Origin of the sequence: Sphingobacterium sp. 2149, assembly GCF_031455655.1 — a bacterium.
In the GTDB taxonomy this organism is placed as follows: Bacteria; Bacteroidota; Bacteroidia; order Sphingobacteriales; family Sphingobacteriaceae; genus Sphingobacterium.
The window spans coordinates 156,751-174,179 of record NZ_JAVDTD010000002.1; the positions used below are offsets into that span (position 1 = coordinate 156,751).

General features: G+C 41.1%; 14 protein-coding genes and 2 pseudogenes. 11 read left to right on the top strand and 5 right to left on the bottom strand.

Annotation, left to right across the window (positions count from 1 at the left end; all coding sequences use genetic code 11):
* Nucleotides 1–7 precede the first annotated feature (7 nt).
* The 8 genes from J2X77_RS02915 (at nucleotide 8) to J2X77_RS02950 (ending at nucleotide 9,692) form a co-directional block, all read left to right on the top strand.
* Entirely contained in the window at nucleotides 8–1,432 is a 1,425-nt protein-coding gene (locus J2X77_RS02915; RefSeq protein ID WP_310078907.1) for a RagB/SusD family nutrient uptake outer membrane protein, read from the top strand.
* Nucleotides 1,433–1,451: 19 nt separating this feature from the next.
* Nucleotides 1,452–3,965 (top strand): zinc-dependent metalloprotease, encoded by a 2,514-nt coding sequence (locus J2X77_RS02920; protein WP_209579343.1) that lies wholly within the window; start codon nucleotides 1,452–1,454, stop codon nucleotides 3,963–3,965.
* Nucleotides 3,966–4,030: 65 nt separating this feature from the next.
* Nucleotides 4,031–4,522 carry a DUF3347 domain-containing protein gene (locus tag J2X77_RS02925; protein ID WP_310078909.1) on the top strand — a complete coding sequence of 164 codons (492 nt, stop codon included), beginning with the start codon at nucleotides 4,031–4,033 and terminating at the stop codon, nucleotides 4,520–4,522.
* A 255-nt stretch (nucleotides 4,523–4,777) separates the two neighbouring features.
* Nucleotides 4,778–7,045: a PAS domain S-box protein gene (locus J2X77_RS02930; protein WP_209579341.1), complete on the top strand. Its 2,268-nt coding sequence runs from the start codon at nucleotides 4,778–4,780 to the stop codon at nucleotides 7,043–7,045.
* Nucleotides 7,020–7,391, top strand: coding sequence for a response regulator (locus J2X77_RS02935; RefSeq protein ID WP_209579340.1), 372 nt, complete (start codon nucleotides 7,020–7,022; stop codon nucleotides 7,389–7,391). Before J2X77_RS02930 ends, J2X77_RS02935 begins: the two co-directional genes overlap by 26 nt.
* A 74-nt stretch (nucleotides 7,392–7,465) precedes the next feature.
* The gene (locus tag J2X77_RS02940) at nucleotides 7,466–7,681 is read left to right on the top strand and encodes a hypothetical protein (protein WP_209579339.1); all 216 of its coding nucleotides are present in this window, start codon (nucleotides 7,466–7,468) and stop codon (nucleotides 7,679–7,681) included.
* Between the two features lie 503 nt (nucleotides 7,682–8,184).
* The gene (locus J2X77_RS02945; RefSeq protein ID WP_209579338.1) at nucleotides 8,185–9,210 is read left to right on the top strand and encodes a hypothetical protein; all 1,026 of its coding nucleotides are present in this window, start codon (nucleotides 8,185–8,187) and stop codon (nucleotides 9,208–9,210) included.
* Nucleotides 9,211–9,212: 2 nt separating this feature from the next.
* Nucleotides 9,213–9,692 (top strand): type II toxin-antitoxin system death-on-curing family toxin, encoded by a 480-nt coding sequence (locus tag J2X77_RS02950; RefSeq protein WP_209579337.1) that lies wholly within the window; start codon nucleotides 9,213–9,215, stop codon nucleotides 9,690–9,692.
* Here the strand turns inward: J2X77_RS02950 and tnpC are convergent.
* Nucleotides 9,646–10,781: pseudogene (tnpC, locus tag J2X77_RS02960) on the bottom strand (IS66 family transposase). The gene J2X77_RS02950 and the pseudogene tnpC sit on opposite strands and share 47 nt — an antisense overlap.
* Before the next feature lie 133 nt (nucleotides 10,782–10,914).
* Here tnpC and J2X77_RS02965 point away from each other — a divergent pair.
* Nucleotides 10,915–11,175, top strand: a pseudogene (locus J2X77_RS02965) (RagB/SusD family nutrient uptake outer membrane protein); the annotation flags it as partial.
* Nucleotides 11,176–11,351: 176 nt separating this feature from the next.
* Here the strand turns inward: J2X77_RS02965 and J2X77_RS02970 are convergent.
* A complete protein-coding gene (locus tag J2X77_RS02970; RefSeq protein ID WP_209579334.1) occupies nucleotides 11,352–12,947 on the bottom strand; it encodes a TlpA disulfide reductase family protein in 1,596 nt (531 codons plus the stop codon).
* Between the two features lie 360 nt (nucleotides 12,948–13,307).
* On the opposite strand from J2X77_RS02970, the gene J2X77_RS02975 reads away from it, so the two are divergent.
* Nucleotides 13,308–14,312 carry a hypothetical protein gene (locus J2X77_RS02975; protein WP_310078914.1) on the top strand — a complete coding sequence of 335 codons (1,005 nt, stop codon included), beginning with the start codon at nucleotides 13,308–13,310 and terminating at the stop codon, nucleotides 14,310–14,312.
* A 105-nt stretch (nucleotides 14,313–14,417) separates the two neighbouring features.
* On the opposite strand, the gene J2X77_RS02980 is transcribed toward J2X77_RS02975, so the two are convergent.
* A complete protein-coding gene (locus J2X77_RS02980; protein ID WP_209579332.1) occupies nucleotides 14,418–14,735 on the bottom strand; it encodes a hypothetical protein in 318 nt (105 codons plus the stop codon).
* An 80-nt stretch (nucleotides 14,736–14,815) separates the two neighbouring features.
* Nucleotides 14,816–15,463, bottom strand: coding sequence for a hypothetical protein (locus J2X77_RS02985; protein WP_310078917.1), 648 nt, complete (start codon nucleotides 15,461–15,463; stop codon nucleotides 14,816–14,818).
* Between the two features lie 194 nt (nucleotides 15,464–15,657).
* Between J2X77_RS02985 and J2X77_RS02990 the strand changes: the two genes are divergently transcribed.
* Entirely contained in the window at nucleotides 15,658–16,716 is a 1,059-nt protein-coding gene (locus J2X77_RS02990) for an AI-2E family transporter (RefSeq protein WP_310078918.1), read from the top strand.
* A 426-nt stretch (nucleotides 16,717–17,142) separates the two neighbouring features.
* Here J2X77_RS02990 and J2X77_RS02995 read toward each other — a convergent pair whose 3' ends face one another.
* A complete protein-coding gene (locus tag J2X77_RS02995) occupies nucleotides 17,143–17,421 on the bottom strand; it encodes a hypothetical protein (protein ID WP_310078920.1) in 279 nt (92 codons plus the stop codon).
* Nucleotides 17,422–17,429: the final 8 nt, after the last annotated feature.

A 17,429-nucleotide genomic window follows, 5' to 3' on the forward strand; every position in this document is an offset into this window, starting at 1 on the left:
ATCTACGATGACTATAAAAACCATAATGGCGGCATGTGCGACTCTGGCAGTCTTTACCGCCTGCAATAAATACCTCGACATTACACCAAAAGGATCCCAACTGGTAAGCACTACGCAAGATTATTACGATTTGGTGGCCTATCCCAATAGAGGCTACCCCGTCAATAATTTTCAGTACCTGGTCGATGACCAATACCTCAAAGAATCCAATGTGATCGGTTTGACGCCGAACATCAATACCATCAACTTTTTGTTTCAAGAAAAGGAAGACAGGGTCAGTCAACTCAACTCATCGAGCTTTTACAACCAGTGCTACAAATACATTGCACAGTGGAACATGATTATTTCTTTGGTCGACGAGAGTACAGGTGATAGCCAATTGAAAACCCTGGCCAAAGCCGAGGCCAAGATGTTTCGGGCCTTTGATTATTTCCACCTCATCAATGTCTACGCCAAGGCCTATGATGCCAGCACCGCAGCGCAGGACGGCGGTGTCTGCATTATGGACAAATATGACCTGGAGGCCAAACCAGCCAAAGCAACCGTGCAGCAGGTATACGATTTTATCCAAAAGGATATTGACGACGCTATACCCCATCTGCAGGAAAAACCCGCCAATCCCTATCACCCATCGCTGGCCTTTGCCTATGCACTGAAAGCCAAGGTGCACCTTTTTAAAAGGGAAATTGCCGAAGCACAGGCGGCTGCCGAAAAAGCCATGCAGCTGAATGGGCAGCTCATTGACCTGGTGCAGTACGAAAAATTAGGCGGACCAAGCAAGACGCCTATCATCGCCGAAAATAATCCCGAAGTATTGAGCTACATGTATATCAACGGGTACACCGAAATGAACTTTGGGTACAGCTACATGTTGAGCCCCGAACTGACGAGCATGTTCGATAAAGAAGACAAGCGCTTTAGCCTATTCTATACCAAGACCAATGCCAGCTTTCTGGATATCGGGGCCGGAGCAAGTTATTACAATGTCAGGTATACCGCATTTTTCTTCCCTACCGTAGGATTAAAAACACCGGAAATCTACCTGATGCTGGCCGAATGTTATGCCCGTCAAGATCAATATGCCAAAGCCATCAGCCTATTGAATAGCTTACGCAAAACCCGCATTGAAGGCGACAAGGCGATCTTGCCAGTTCCGACGACACGCAAGGAAGCGATGGATCTGGTTATTAACGAGCGCCGTCGCGAGCTGCCGATCGGGTACCACCGTTTCTTTGATCTGAAACGCTTAAATCTCGAAAAAGAATATGCCAAAACACTCGTCCGTGTCTTCCCGATTGTCAATAAGACGGTCGAGCAAAAGACCTATACGCTGGCGCCAAACTCCAGGATGTACATCATTCCATTTCCATTGGATGCCATGAAGTTAAACCCAAACTTACGGTTAAATACAGACGAAGCCGTACCGTTTTAATAGATGCTATAACAAACACATGAAAAACAAAATTATCTTTAGTACCCTCGCCCTGCTTTTGTCTGCCGGTATAATCCAAGCGCAGCAACCCGTGGAAAAGAAAGCCGATAAAACGGCTAGTAAGACCGATACGAAGACAGCGGCTAAAACAGATACCCTGAAAACAAAAAATGACCTCTATGAGGCCTACAGTAAAATTTTAAATAAAAAAAGAATTTCCCGCTCAGGCGTTTTTAATGTCATCGAATCCGAAAAGAAGTGGTACCTGGAAATACCCGACAGTATATTGAACCGTTATTTTCTGACCGTAACGCGTCTGGTGTCGGCTCCACAGGGATTTACGATGTATGGAGGCGAAAAGCTGAATGAGCAGACACTTTACTTCGAAAAAGGCCTGGGCGACCGTATCCAGCTGCGGGCAGCGATTTACAAGCAGGACGCGCCCGAAAACGATGCCATTCGTACGGCATTGATCCAGTCGCAGGAAGATCCCATTATCGCTATTTTGGATATCAAAGGACTACAAGCAGGGGGCAACAGTTATTTGGTGGAGGTGACCGACCTTTTCCGAAAAGACAACGCCGCACTTTCCTTTGACAGCAGAATAAAAAGCGAAAATAAGCTATCCTCCCTGGCAGATGACCGTTCTTTCATTACCGATATGAAGGTATTCCCCATCAATCTGGAAGTAAAGACCACCAAAACCTACAGCTCCACATCAGGTACGCCCGCAGCAACCGCAACCGGTTCATTGACCTTTACCACCAACACCTCCATGGTCCTGTTGCCAAAAGTACCGATGAACAAACGGATTTACGATGACCGCGTAGGATATTTTGCCAACAAGTATATTCTATTCACCGATAAAAACCAGCGGTCCAAAGCCCTGAATTTTATACAGCGCTACCGTCTCGAGCCCAAAGCGAAAGATCTAAAACGCTACTTAAAAGGCGAACTGGTAGAGCCTCAACAGCAGATCGTCTATTATATCGATCCGGCGACCCCAAAAAAATGGCGCCCGTATCTGATTGCCGGCATCAACGACTGGAACCAGGCATTCGAACAAGCCGGATTCAAAAACGCCATTGTAGGCAAAGAATGGCCTGAGCAAGATACCACCATGAGCCTCGAGGATGCCCGATTCTCGGTGATCCGGTATTTTGCCTCCGAAAAAGCGAATGCCTATGGGCCACGCATATCCGATCCGCGAAGTGGCGAGATTATCGAAGCCCATGTAGGCTGGTATCATAATGTCATGAAACTCGTTCAGCAATGGTTTATGGTCCAAGTGGGCCCATTGAACAAAGCTGCACAAAAAATGCAGTTGGATGACGAAGTGATGGGGCAGCTGATCCGCTTTGTGTCGTCGCACGAAGTAGGGCACAGTTTGGGCCTCCGTCACAATATGGGAGCAAGCAGCCAAACGCCAGTAGAAAAATTGCGCGACAAAAAGTGGGTCGAAAAGAATGGGCATACCGTATCCATTATGGATTATGCGCGCTTCAATTATGTGGCGCAGCCCGAAGACGGTGTTGGCCTGGCAGGCATCTATCCACGCATCGGCAGCTACGATAAATGGGCCATCCAATGGGGATACCAATACCTCCCACAATTTACCAGCGGTGAAGACGAGCAACTCTACCTCAGCAAACAAGTAACAGACAGCCTCAGCGCCAACCCCAAGCTATGGTTTGGCGGCGAAGGGAACGATGAGGATCCACGGTCACAACGGGAAGACCTTGGCGATGATGCCGTATTGGCAAGCAACTATGGAATTAAGAATTTAAAACGGGTCGTTTCCAATTTGGTCGAATGGACGAATGAACCCGGCGATGATTACAGCAACCTAAAGGATATGCACAAATCGGTGCGCGCACAGTTTGACCGTTATCTTTACCATGTCCTCAAAAACATCGGTAGTCAGCAAATAACCAAGAAAGTACGCGGCCAGGAGGGAGCCGTTTATGCAGCAGTTCCGAGAGAGAAAGTCAAAGCAGCCATGCAGTATGTGAATGACCATGTATTCACCCCACCCCTATGGTTATATCCGCAGGACATCCAGGATTTGATCGGCAAAGATGCCAACAAGGAAATCGTCGAGCAGCACGAACAGATGCTGAACATGTTGATGAGTCCAGGCATGCTCTACAATGTGTACATGAAGTCCTTCAACAGTACAAATCCCTATGGCCTCAACGAATATTTAAACGATATGGGCGGAGCGATCTGGACCTTACCTGCTGGAGATCCCCGGGTTGCCGTCTTTAAACGTGCACAACAACGCTTTTTTCTCGAAAAAGTCAATCAGATCATCAATCCCAAAGTTGGACAGGGATCCGATATCATTTCACAGGCACAGCGCAGTGATATCCAATTGTATGTACGGAATTACCTGATCGCTCTAGTACCCGAAATTAACCAGCTTGTCGCAAAACAAAAAGATCCTTTAAATAAGCAACACCTCGAGCTGATGCTGCTCGAAATAAAACGCATTCAAAATCAAAGCTTACTCGAGCGCTCATCAGATATTTAAAAGAAAATAAGAACATGAAAAATAAACTAAAAGGAATTTACATCACCTGCTTGATCAGTCTTCTCATGATTTCCTGTCAATCAAGCCACGGACAAGATGTCGCACAGGCACAACGTGACCGATTATTTAAAAACTACATGGAGGTAAAAAAGGACATCCAGGATGAAAACTTTGACAGCGGCAAAGCACATGCCGTTCAGTTGGAAAAAGAAGTTCAGAACTTTCGGCTGAAAGGATTGCAGCTCGACGACATGATGCGTCTCAAGAAGGTAAGTCAAACCATGAAGGCCGATGCTGCCAGCCTCAAAGCCGCACAAGATCTAACGGCCATGAAAGCGTCTTTTTCTGCAGTCACACAATCCCTATTTACCATTATGGAGACCATGAAATGTACAGATGATGCCCTCTACCTACAGTACTGCCCCATGGAAAAAGGCTATTGGTTAAGCTACGACAAGACGATAGAAAATCCGTACGCAGCCTCGATGCGCAATTGTGGCCAAGTGGTCAAGGGAATGGCAACAGCCGATTATCCCGAGCCAGTGGCCTGCCATTAATGGTATCTTAAAAGCCCTATAAAGATTCCAATTAGAGGCTATCCAAGATAGCCTCTATAGCCTCTTTCTTTTTGATGTCCGTACATTTCCAACCGCTACTTCCAACCAACATTTTCCCTTTTATCAAAACAGACGCTAAAGCGTTCTAAACTTGGCTGATAATTTACTTTCGGCATGTCATTTAATTGTGGCCGTTTTTTTGTTATATTTAGCAACACGACTTTTTACTGTCTAAAACATCTACTTACGATCTATATGCCTAGTGTAACTAACGAAAAATCTGATTTTGACCGAGCCATATTTGACCTTGTGCCTCTTCCCATGTGGATATACGACCTGGATACATTGCATTTTCTGGCAGTAAATAAAGAAGCCATTCATCAATACGGATATAGCGAGGAAGAGTTTAAGCAGATGACAATCAGAGATATTCGTCCGCAAGAGGATGTACCCAAATTGGAGGAAGCCGTAGAAAGAACCAAAAGTCGACGTACGAAGTTCAAGAAAAGTATCTTTAGACACCAAAGACGCGATGGAATTATCATGTATGTCCAGATTAAGGGCAACACCATCAATTTCAAGGGCAAAAAAGCGGAAATTGTTACCGCGACAGATTTAACGGAGCTCTATGAGAAAGAACGCAATTTAAACAAGGCTTACGAGGAACTGTCCTTCAGCGAGAAAAGGTATAGATCGTTAATCGGAAATGGTCGCGATCTGGTTGCCATTATCGATCTAGCAGGCAACTATAAATATGTGGCACCGACTTCCACAACAGTATTGGGAATTGAGCCCGAGGCATTCTTGGGCAAAAATGCGTTTGATTTTATCTATGAAGAAGATGCTCCGCGTGTAATGGAGCAACTTGGCAAAATGCAGGAGTCAAAGTCCGTATCCATTGAAGCGTATCGATTTCCTGATGTAAACGGCGATCTGCGCTGGTTTAAAACCGAGTTATCAAACCATCTCAACATACCGCTGATTGAAGGTATTATTGCCAACACACACGAAGTTACCGCCGAAATTAAAGAGAAAATCGTCAGCGATCTTTTTACCGAACTGACGCTAACATTTGCGAAGTCTTTTTCCTTGGTATCCTCGCTGGATAAAGCCCTTCAGCGACTTGTCCTGCTCCCCAAAATACGCGTGAGCGAAATATGGTTAGTCGCTCCAGACCACAGTGAGTTACACCTAGTCTCGACATCGTTGCAGCAGCGTAAATTCGACCTATTTTATCAACACACACAAGAATTTACTTCCTGTACAGAAGGAGAAGGGTTAGCAGGTAGCGTTTGGAAAGAAAAAAAGGTAATTGTTTGGGACAATCTCGTCCAAAATAAACATTTTCTACGCGCTGAAGCCGCCCAAATGACGGGTCTTTCCACAGGCATCGGTCTACCGATCATGTATGGCGATGAATTTCTGGGCTGCATCGTATGCTTTTCTACATCGCCACCCGAGATCCTTGCGGAGAAGATCACTTTATTGACCCATTTAAGTGAAAAACTTGGCCCAATTGTCAAACAAAAAGTGACAGAAGAAGAATATCGTAATGTGTTTAATATATCTTCAGATCCGCTTTGCATCGTTGGTTTTGATGGCTATATCAAGAAATGTAATAAAGCCTTTGCCCACCTAATGGGGTATCAAAAATCCCATTTATATGCTACAGCAATTTTTGATTTCATTTGTCTCGATGATCGATCACGTGCAGCTGAAGCGCTATCATTATTAATAAGCGGTCATTTAACCGAACGTTTTTCGGGTCGGTTTTTAACTGCTCAGGGCGAAATTAAATGGTTACAATGGTCGGCCACTGTCGCAGCAGAATCTAAAACGATTGTCGCTGTCGGAAAGGATATTACCAAGCAAAAGCTTGCAGAACAAGCGTTACAAACGGCCTATGAAAAGTTAAAGACAGCACAAAAAATCGCTAAGCTAGGCTATTGGTTTAGACCCATAGATTCCGATATCTCCGAATGGAGTGAGGAGGTTTATACGATATATGACTGCTCACCGGACACTTTTATTCCCACCGTAGAAAATGTAAAACAAGCCTTACTGCCCAACGATCGGCATTTGATGGAAGAAGACCCCTCCGTTCATCTCCAGCCCGGAACGACCAAGAGCTTTGAGCATAAAATCGTTACCCGGTCGGGAAGGCTGAAATGGGTGCATCAGGAAGTACTATTAGTTACCGATGAGCAGGGGAATGTCGTTAAAATTGAAGGCACGATACAAGACATTACAGCTTCCCGTCAGGCTATGGATCAAATTAAGAAGCAGAATGACACACTCCGTGAAATCGCCTGGCTGCAGTCTCACAGTATCCGCGCTCCACTAACACGGATCATGAGCCTAATTTACCTATCAAAGGAATTAGATGGTGGCGGAAAATCGCCCGATGAAATTATGGATCTGATTATGGATTCCGCACAAGAATTAGATGATGTGATTGCGCAGATCACCGTTAAAACAAACCTTATTCATCACGAACATGGAACAGATACTACTCATAGATGACGACGCTGTCATCAATTTTATACATACCAAAATCATTGCTAGTGTCTATCCAGATGCGACTGTGGTTATTTTAGAAAATGGGAAGAAAGCGGTGGATTACATACAACAAAACCAACAAAATTCCTATCTCGTCTTCTTGGATATCAATATGCCCATTATGGATGGCTGGCAATTTCTGGAAGCGATGCAAGATTTTCCAAACAAGGACAACCTGCGCATACATATGTTAACCTCTTCCGTAGATTTACGAGACCAGAGTCGCGCAGCAGACAATACCATGGTGCTCTCTTATCTACCAAAGCCTTTAACAAAGGATGTTTTACGATCGATACCTGTTGAACAGTAGCTGTTGGTCAAGAATGGATATATCCTAACAAGCACAAGTTTGAATACAAATTCGTATCTTTGAGGAAGATACAAATGAAAAATATTAAAAATGAACTACAAAATATCATTTTTGGAGATGGACCAATTGGCAGTTCAAGCAAACTCAAGCAAGTCCAACATTTCCTTAGAGAAAATGCGATCTCAAGCCAAGGAATTGAAAAACAAGAGTATTTCAAAGGTGAAGAAGAAAAATGCTTAATTGATTTCGCGACACAACATGCTCTATGCTATTTAGGTGAAATAGATTAGCAAGCGTCCCCTAGTCAACTTTTTCGACTATATGTACTGCACAGTAAGCGCCCAATAATTAGACTCAGCTAAGACAGCCCCAAAAACGAGGAAAAACAAACTCCAAAAAGATATTTTTAATTTTTCAATTTCAGCAAACTGTTCCTATATCATTTTAGCTGGATGAAATACACAAAATGCAACGAAGCAACTTAATCAATTAGAGCGCTTTATAATTAAACATATGTCGAACAATTGCTCAACATTATCTCAATGAAATAGGCTTTTTATCTTTCATCCTGACATGGGTATTTTAGCATTCCTAAGAACGCTCAATTGAAGAGATATTAGTAAGAGAATAGAAGTGTGACGACGCTCCAATTAATCATCTGAAAATTAGCATCTTACACTTAAAAACAATGATGTCCCCGACACAGATGTCGGAGACATCCCCCAACCAAATGACACAATAACTTGTTTTCCAATATTTTAACCGTATTTTTATATCCTAATATTGATTTCACATGATATCCGACTTAACAACATCTCTGATTCAAAGAAGAAATATACTTAATAACAACGTCGCCATAAAAGAGATCTATCAACAAATAGATTATCCAGGAATTATGTTTGAAAAAAAGTATAGATTCACAAAACAACAAGTTTCTGATTTTTATGAAGTTGATATACGAACAATTGAAAGAATTTTGGAAAATAATGAGGGGGAAATCACAGAAAATGGCTATGAGGTATTAACTAACGAGCGGTTACGCATATTCAAGGCTCAATACTTAGGTACCCAAAATGTTAAAAATAAAGACGAAATTAACAAATCCCCGTCATTAGGTATCTTTAATTTTAAAGCATTTTTAAATATAGGCATGTTGCTAAATGACTCTGATAAAGCCCGTCAAATTAGATCTATGATTCTAGATATTGTAATCGATGTCCTATATCAAAAAACTAATGGTCATACAAAATACATTAATCAAAGAGAGCAACAATACATTATAACTGCAATGGATGAATTTAACTACAGGCAAAAATTCACCGATGCAATAGATCATTATATTCACCCAAACAACTTCAAATATTCTCAATTAACAGATAAAGTATATAAGAGCATATTTAAGGAGAATGCCAGTGAATATAAAAAAATTTTACGCTTAAGATCAAAAGAAAGCGTCCGATCAACGTTTTATTCAGATGTCTTAAGAATTGTTTCAGATTATGAAAATGCCTTTGCAAAAGAATTGGAAAGAGCATTTAATAAAAAAGGCGAAAAATTAAGTTTAACGGAAGCCCACGAACTCTTCAATGATTTTGCTGAAAGAGCAGAAGATATGATGGAAGCTTCAATAGGTGAAGCCCGGAGCAAAATGGCGAGTAGGGATCTTGCCTTTCGTGATGCATTACACGAAAGGTTGATCGAATACGTCAAGGAAGTTTCGGAGGAAGATTTCGATAAATTTCTTGGAGAGCAGAGTGCTTTTTTGACAAAAAGACTAGAAGAAAATCAGGACGTATTTAAGAGACTAAAAGATCGCTAACTATGTATATTTACATTGAGACTATCGAACAAGTCATCGGCATTCATGATACAATTATATCAATTTCTGGCGGATTACCTGGAGTAAAAAATATAGGCTATATTGCTAGCGTAATAGAAAAGGTGAAAGACGACCTATATTACCCAGAATTTGAGAACAAACTTACCCACTTGGTTTTTTCAATCAATAAGTTACATGCCTTCCATGATGGAAATAAAAGAACTTCTATAGGAGTTGGGGCTAGTTTTTTAGAATTAAATGGCTTCGACCATATAGTCACGAAATTTATAAGGGAAATGGAAAATATAGCGGTTTGCGTTGCAGACAACATAATCGACCGTGATTTTTTGGAAGAAATAATTCAATCAATTTTATTTGAAGACGATTATAATGAATCCCTGAAACTCAAAATTTTAAGTGCTTTACAAACTATTACTAATCAAGAAGATAATGAGTCTTCATTAGAAGGGAATGAATTTTAAATACCCCAATAAATAAGAGCATCGAAAAAGCCACTCCTTTTCGGAAATGGCTTTTAGGGAGCGTATTCTTTGTCTCTTCAAAGATCCACTTGCCCAGATCATTGATTATAGGCAAGGATCCTTCCAGCCGTAGTTCCTTTATCTTTTCTGGGGAAAGATTATCCTGTTTTGCTTTTCGCTCGATAGTATATAGCTGCTGTATCATCAACAGCGCTTTTTCTGCTCTGGGTCTGTCATTCTCCAAAGCTTTTTCGAACTCACGGCGCGCGTGTGCCCAGCAGGCCAGGTGTGTCACCTCTTTCTTTTGGCATACTTTTCATAAACACCATATCCATCCGTCTGGAGATATCCTTTAAAGTTTCCAAGCATGGGCACGGCAGCAGCGCCACCACGGGTGGGACTATAATCAAATAGCACGATACCATCCAATTGAGCGTGATAGACCCAATAATAACCGGTATGGGCAGCTCCTTTTTTATCGCTGTCCAGTACTTTTATCGGTGTCTCATCAACCTGTAAATATCCCTGTGTTTTGCTCTGGAAGATAAGCTGCTCATAGAGGGGGGCTAGTTTTTCGAGTGCCTGTTTTGTCCAACCCTCGGTCGTTGATGAGGGGATCTGTATGTTTTCCCTTGCGAAGATCTGCTTTTGGCGGTATAATGGGAGGTGATCCATATACTTATGTGTTAGGATCATCGCCAGCAGGCCTGCCCCGGGGATGCCTTTATCGGTTACCCGCTCAGGAAGTTCTGCCATGGATACGCCAGATTTATCTTTGGCTGCATATTTATAACGGATATAACGTTTGATATAGAACTTTGCCGGTTCACACTCCAGCTCTTCGGTGATTTCTTTGCCGATACACACCATTTCAGACAGCTCGCCTTCTGGGTGGATCTCAATTTCTTCCACAGGAAGATGTGCGGGCAATTTCGCACGTCCTTTATGGTTAGGGCGTTTACGTAAGTATTCGATTTTTTCCTTGATTTCTTGCTCTTGCTGCTCTACTTCTGCACATGGAGCTTCAAATGGAAGCATCGTCTGATTGGGATCAGGCTCAAAACGTTCGCGCTTCTGACCGAACTGCATACGTTTGTCATGGCAAGCTGCGCTTCCAGATAATCTATCTTTTCGTCTCGCTCGGAAAGAGCGTGGTCACGACTGGAAATGACCTTGAGAAGGTCTTCTTTCGAGAGATTTTCCAGCACTATTCAATACCGTCCGAAAACGGAATTTTGCGCAAGAGCAGGATCCTAATCCCGTAACTGTAGCCAATATAGACAAGTACCGTATTCTGGATGAATGGAGTATTGAATTTTTAGGCGAAGGACGCCGGCGTACCGATTTGATCCGATGGAAAGCATTCACCACAGAAAAATGGTGGGATCATAATCCAAGTACTTCGGCACATCTGAATCGTTTTCCCGTACCCAATCAAGCCATTGCCGGCAATAATAGTCTGACACAAAATCCAGGTTATTAAAGGACGTAAAAAACCGATTTAAACGAATAGAGCCCAGTCTGATTTTAAGTACAACTGGGCTCTTCGTCGTTTTTACGTTCAACCCTTGATTCAATCATCCCTGTTTCTTCTGAGCAAGTCATGATGTAGGCAAAGCCAATCCGTTTGGGAAATGGCCCATAATAAAAAACAGGAAATCAAATCCCTTCCATGAATTGATACGTAAACAGCTGCGGATAGTTTTTTGGGAGCTCAGTTGTCAGGTTATGCATTTGAAAATTATCATTTCTAATTCTGCCATCCGGATCCATGAGTACGTAGCGCGGAATTCCGTTAAATTTAAATAATTCGCGTAATGCCCTATATTCATCGGCAGAAACCCGATAAGATTCAAACATACTATTTTTAACAATATAGTCTTTATAAAACTCCATATCAGGAGTACCTTCACTATCTGTTATAAAAACAAACACCACATTCGGATGATCTTTGAGTTTTAGGCGTTTCCCCTGCATTGATTCGATACCCGATCGGCAGGGACCGCACCACTGTGCCCAAAAGTCCACAACAACGACTTTACCACGATACTTATCTGTCATTTTTTTAAAAACGGAGGCGGCATCGGTTTGGGGCAGTACATAGCCGTTTCTGGACTTCCATACACGGTCTGCCAGACTGAGCGCTTCACCTTGTAGATCCTCGTTCGTCAATATGGCCCGCAACTGATCAGTAGTTTTTGCTATCGCGGCTGCATCGGTAGCCCCATTTAGTGCAGATTGTAATGTACGTAGTTTTGCTACTTCAGAGACCAACGTATTGGCTATAGTAAGGTTTGCTTTTCGATTTGCCGAATCCAATACAAAATAGAAAGCCTTTTGGCGTTTACCATTTAAGGCATCACGACTAAATAGTGTTGAATACTCGAATCGGTTGATAAAGGTAGAAAATTCATTTTGTGACAAAATAGCCGGATCATTAAGGTCTAAGCGCCCTATAAAATCAAAATAATCATTGGGGAGTGGCTCTTGCAGGAAGGTATTTGTCGGATTGCTCCTTAAATAACTACTTCGATACATATCCATATTCATTAATTGAACCGCATAATAGAGCGCAACATCCGTTCGGATCAGGTTTTTTAACTTGACGGAGAAGTTGGATTTTGCCAAACGCTTGTTTACATCATTTTGCACCGAATCCCATTCCGCAACAACCTGCTTTTTGCTTGCTGAAATAGTATGCTCTTTCAACATTTTTTCCAGACCTTGATAAAAGGCGCGTGGATTCTTTCCCCAATTGAAATCTTTGAACTGCTGATTATCAGCAGCAAGCGGACCTTCATAACCTATTAGTGCTACATTTTGATCTGTAGTCATTTTAAATCGCAAGGCTAGTGTTTGCCCTGGTTCGATATAATAATCAAATAGGTTATCTTTAAACCGAATATAAGCGAGCTTTGGGTTGGTCGCTAAGTAACTCGCTTCAAAACGGCCATCTGGATGAATCTTTACAGTGGTAGGATAATCTTCCCGCGTCAGCTCATTACTGCTATAAATAATACCACTTGTAAATTCTAATGCAGGACTATAATCTTCGATAAATCCGATGATGCGCACAGTATCAAATTGAAAGAAATTCTTTTTATACGAAGTAAGACTTTTTTTCACTTTAGCTTTAGCCAACTGCTGCGTTATCCAGCCATTTGGATCGGCCTTCGGCGTTTTTTCAGTAGATAATTGTGCCGTAGCAAAAGATAAAAAGAACAAATAAAAAAAAGAAAGTAATGTAAGTTTCATATCTAGGCTGTTGGTTTTCCTAAAGTTAATCATTTAATCCCTATGTGCAATATAAATTACAGAAGCTTGAATTCATTAAAGCCACTCCTTTTCGGAGATGGTTTTAACAGCTTACGTATAACCTTCAAAATTCTCAATATTATTAGCATGCTCGAGAAAATCGCTTGGGATATACCAAATACAAATTCAACCTTACCAATTGTAGATTAACAAGCCCAGATAAACTTGCCATTTTGTATTATTGTATTACTCAGATAAAGAGCTTGCGTGTCTTCACACTCCATATGATGAGTGTATCCGCTGCAAATCATTAAGCTCTTATGTTAAATAATGTATTGATTTAAAAATATAAACATATTTATGAGTGGATTTAAACAGAGCGAGTTAATCAAATTAGTTGGGCTAGCCTCAACAGATACCTCTTTGGTACAGTTTTTTGAACATCATGGTTTAGGAAAGTTGCCAAAAACAATCACTAGCAATCAGGGGACAAAAAGCATTATTTCTAAATCATTAAATATATCATTTTGGTTTGCTTACGATATTATTAATGATCATTATCAGCCACCAATTAGCCCTCGTAACGACAATTATAAATTTAAAGCTTACTTATCCAGCATCATTTTCACTCATAGAGAACATTCTGATAAACATCCTGATCCCAAACCTGAAGAATTTTGGGATGTACTCCCTCCACCGAGCGCATCTCGGGAAGAGACAGAAATGTCAATGGGTCCACCAGTGCATATTAATGATGACACCTGGAGCTATAAATTGTCCATAGAGGAAGAAAAAATCCTTGTTTTGAACTATACTAAAAGTTCAAAAAACCAGCTATCCTATAATAGCTGGATATCGATACGTCAAGAATCAGAAATTGTAAGCCGAGTTTTCTATGATCGAAAAAATAATTTTGAGAACTTTCCATTTTTAAGACGAGCACACACTTCGATTATCAAATGGTTGTTTGACAGCCGGTTTCTACGACTTACTGATGATGTATATCAGTTGCCACTAAAAGGAGATGCAGAAACTATTTTGGATTTTGTTGAACATGATCTCAAGAGTCATCTTTGGAAAAATCAATTGGTAGCTATTGATCAGCTCTCCAGTTTTTTATATCATATTACTACAAATAGAATACTAAAAGATCCTGAAGGTAATCGTGTATCGCTTTACATTCGCACTATCATATTAGATATTTTAAATCAGGATGAAGTGTTTGAACAGATTTATGAGCAGAATTTTAGCGCCACAGATCAGTTTCTAAATGATATTTTATTTGATGAAACGCTGTATAGCGATATTTCTACCGTTTTAACGGAAAAATTTAAATTATTTCAAAGCTGGAAAGCATCTCAATGATGCTTTCCAGATCTCGTTACATATTGCCTTTCTCTATGCCTACGTTATCTACTTTTTTCAAGCCCTACATCTGATCTAACTGAAAGATGGAGACCAATACAGTTTCTATGCTCCTTTGAAATATTTCTCAACCTCACCATTGGAAAGACCAAGTTTTTGGCATATTTCAGCAATAGTAAAACCTAGCTCTCTAAGCATTTCAATCTTACCTTCAATCTTACCTTTCTGAATGCCTTTCTGAATGCCTTTTTTTTCAGCCTTATCTAATAAATATTCTTGAGTGCCCATAGTATCGCTCCTTCCTATTTTTGTTTTTATCTCTTGTTCAAACTTAGATAAATTGCATACAAAAAGTAATTTATCGATCTCTCCTCTGCCATTTTGAACTAATCTTTTGAGGAAATATACCCAAAACTTCCTCATTATCAAAACTTACGTAGTAAGTTAGAAACCGTTATGAGCTTAGCTCATAACAGCATCATTTCCTATTAAAAAAAATTAAATCAATGATAATCATATAGCCCCTGCCGAGTGTCCTTATCCATCTCCCTTTTCATCATCTCATCATAGAGATCATGCTTGATTTCTTTCAATCCCTCATCGGTCACTTTCTTGTTTAATATGGCCAAAAGTGCGGTTAAGACAATCACAGAAAATGGGTTCTCATTGGCTCTTAATTCCGACTCCTCCTGATGGAGGATCTTGTAACTGTTAAAGTCGTAGCGCAATGATGTTCCCATAAACTCCTGGGTAAAGACCTCCGGCTGATAACCTTTGTTGTCATCTGCCAAGATTGCAATAGCTGTAATTGGAACTTTGTAACGATCCCATATTCTATAAAAATAACGGAACATACGTTCGGCCAAATCGCCCCTGCCTTTATTGCTCTGTATCTCTACATGACACAGTATAAACTGTTCCCTGCCATCCTTTAAGAAAACTTTTACAAGCTTGTCTACATAACGGACCCCCTTGCCATTACTTTCCGGAGGGAATAATTGCTCAAACTCTTTGTCCAGATAATCGAAGGGTTTGCTCAAATCAAAAATAGCATCAGCATTCGGAAAAATAAATCGTAAAAAATGCGAAAATGTTTGCTCCAGGATAGATTTCCACAAGGGATCATCTACCCGTCTTGATCTTTGGCTCATCTTGATTTATTAACTGGTTAACAATACTAAGATAACAAATAACAATAAAAAAAACTAATATATTTAGCAAACCACTGCGTTTTGCGATCTATTCAAACAAATCCTAACGGTAGCATGTTATCTGTAGAGTTCACCTTTTTTTCAATCATCCGTATTTCGTAGAAAACAAATTCATTTTTATGCTCAAATTGCCTATGACTTATATTTACAAAAAAACTGCAGCTGTATGTATCGTTGTTTTACTCTTTTTGATGATGACCGTTCTATTCGTCAAAGCAACCACGTTATTACTCTTGCTATTTGGTGGAATACTATTTTCTATACTTTTTCATGCCATCTCTGCCAAAATAAGGCAATGGACAGGCTGCCATACCAAGGTATCCTTGTTACTCGCTATCGTTTGGGTGGTTGTCTTCTGTAGTGGCATATCCTATTTTATTGGCAATACTGCGGTAACCCAGTATAAAGAACTTGCTGCCACATTACCCGAAATGATTGACAATTTACAGCGTTACCTTGCCAATACAAACTGGGGTTCTTATCTCATCGACAACATTGACAGTGCCGAAGATCAGGTGAATACCGTCATTCAGCATTTGCCCCAGGTGTTCAGCGGCACCTTTGGCTTTTTTGGAGACCTTTACGCTTTCCTATTTTTGGGCATATTTATTATGATCTCCCCCAGAGAATATATGATCGGCATCCTCAGCCTCTTTCCAGATCAAAACAAGCAAACCGTCGAAACGGTGTTAGATAAAGTAGGAGAGCAACTGAAAATATGGTTGAAAGTACAGCTGTTGGATATGCTCTTTGTTTTTACACTCACCGCGATTTCATTGCTTATTTTAGGTATCGACCTTTGGTTAATTTTGGCCTTGATCGCAGGAATGTTGACCTTCATTCCCAATTTAGGTCCTACACTGGCACTGGTACCCGCTGCATTGGTCGGTCTGCTGGATAGCCCCGCAACGGCCTTGTATATTATAGCCATTTTTGTTGGCGTTCAAATTATAGAATCTGCCCTATTCGCACCTTTTGTCCAAAAGAAAATGCTGTCCTTACCGCCTGCTATGGTACTCTTTTTTCAGTTGCTAATGGGCACACTCACAGGCCCCTTAGGCCTACTTTTTGCTACCCCGATCTTGGTCGCTATCGTCAATTTTGTCAATGAGATCTATGTCATGAGGGTATTGAAGCAAGAGACAGCAGGCGAGCTGATCGAAGAAATCGAACATCTGAAACAGGAAAATTGATCTGGTTTAAGTATCAGGTAATCTTAGCGCATCAATTTAGTCTCCTTTTTGCCTCAATAAAAGCGTTTGATAGAATTTTGATAACAAGGTACGCTTGGCCATCAAATCTGACGAATGTCATTTTGAACTATGATAAAATTTCCTCTGGTCACTCTTTAAGGAATGAGCTTCATGAATTAATACAATCATTTCCCAATACAGCGATTTACAAAATGAGGTAAGGGTACCTGATTTTAAAGGCATAGGCACCTGCTTATGCAGATGCCTAAATTCTATTTCTTCCTGAACATACGATTTAACAACCGGCTCAACAAAAAGCTGGCTAGTGTCCCTACAAGCGCTGTCAATGCACTGTACAGTAGCCCGCCCACTGAAAATGATGCCCAGACCCCACAAACGGTTCCACCAATGGTAGAAAGTTTAATATCACTCCAGCGCATCGGCTCCCCCCTTCCTGCGGATCCGTTTGACCGCTTTTTTATCCTTATCCGGATCGTCGTCCTGTCGGCTCCCGTCCAGCAAATCTGCCGAAGCAGCTGTCTTTTCATTCGCCGGTCTGTCCGTATCTTTTTCTAGAACGGACTCCACAATGCCAAGCCCTAGCGCGATATATTTAACAACATTCAACGCCTTATTTGGCAATTTAACAGGTGCCAGCAGAATTACCTGCAGCACCTTTGCGATTTTATTTACGATTCTTTTCATTGATCTTA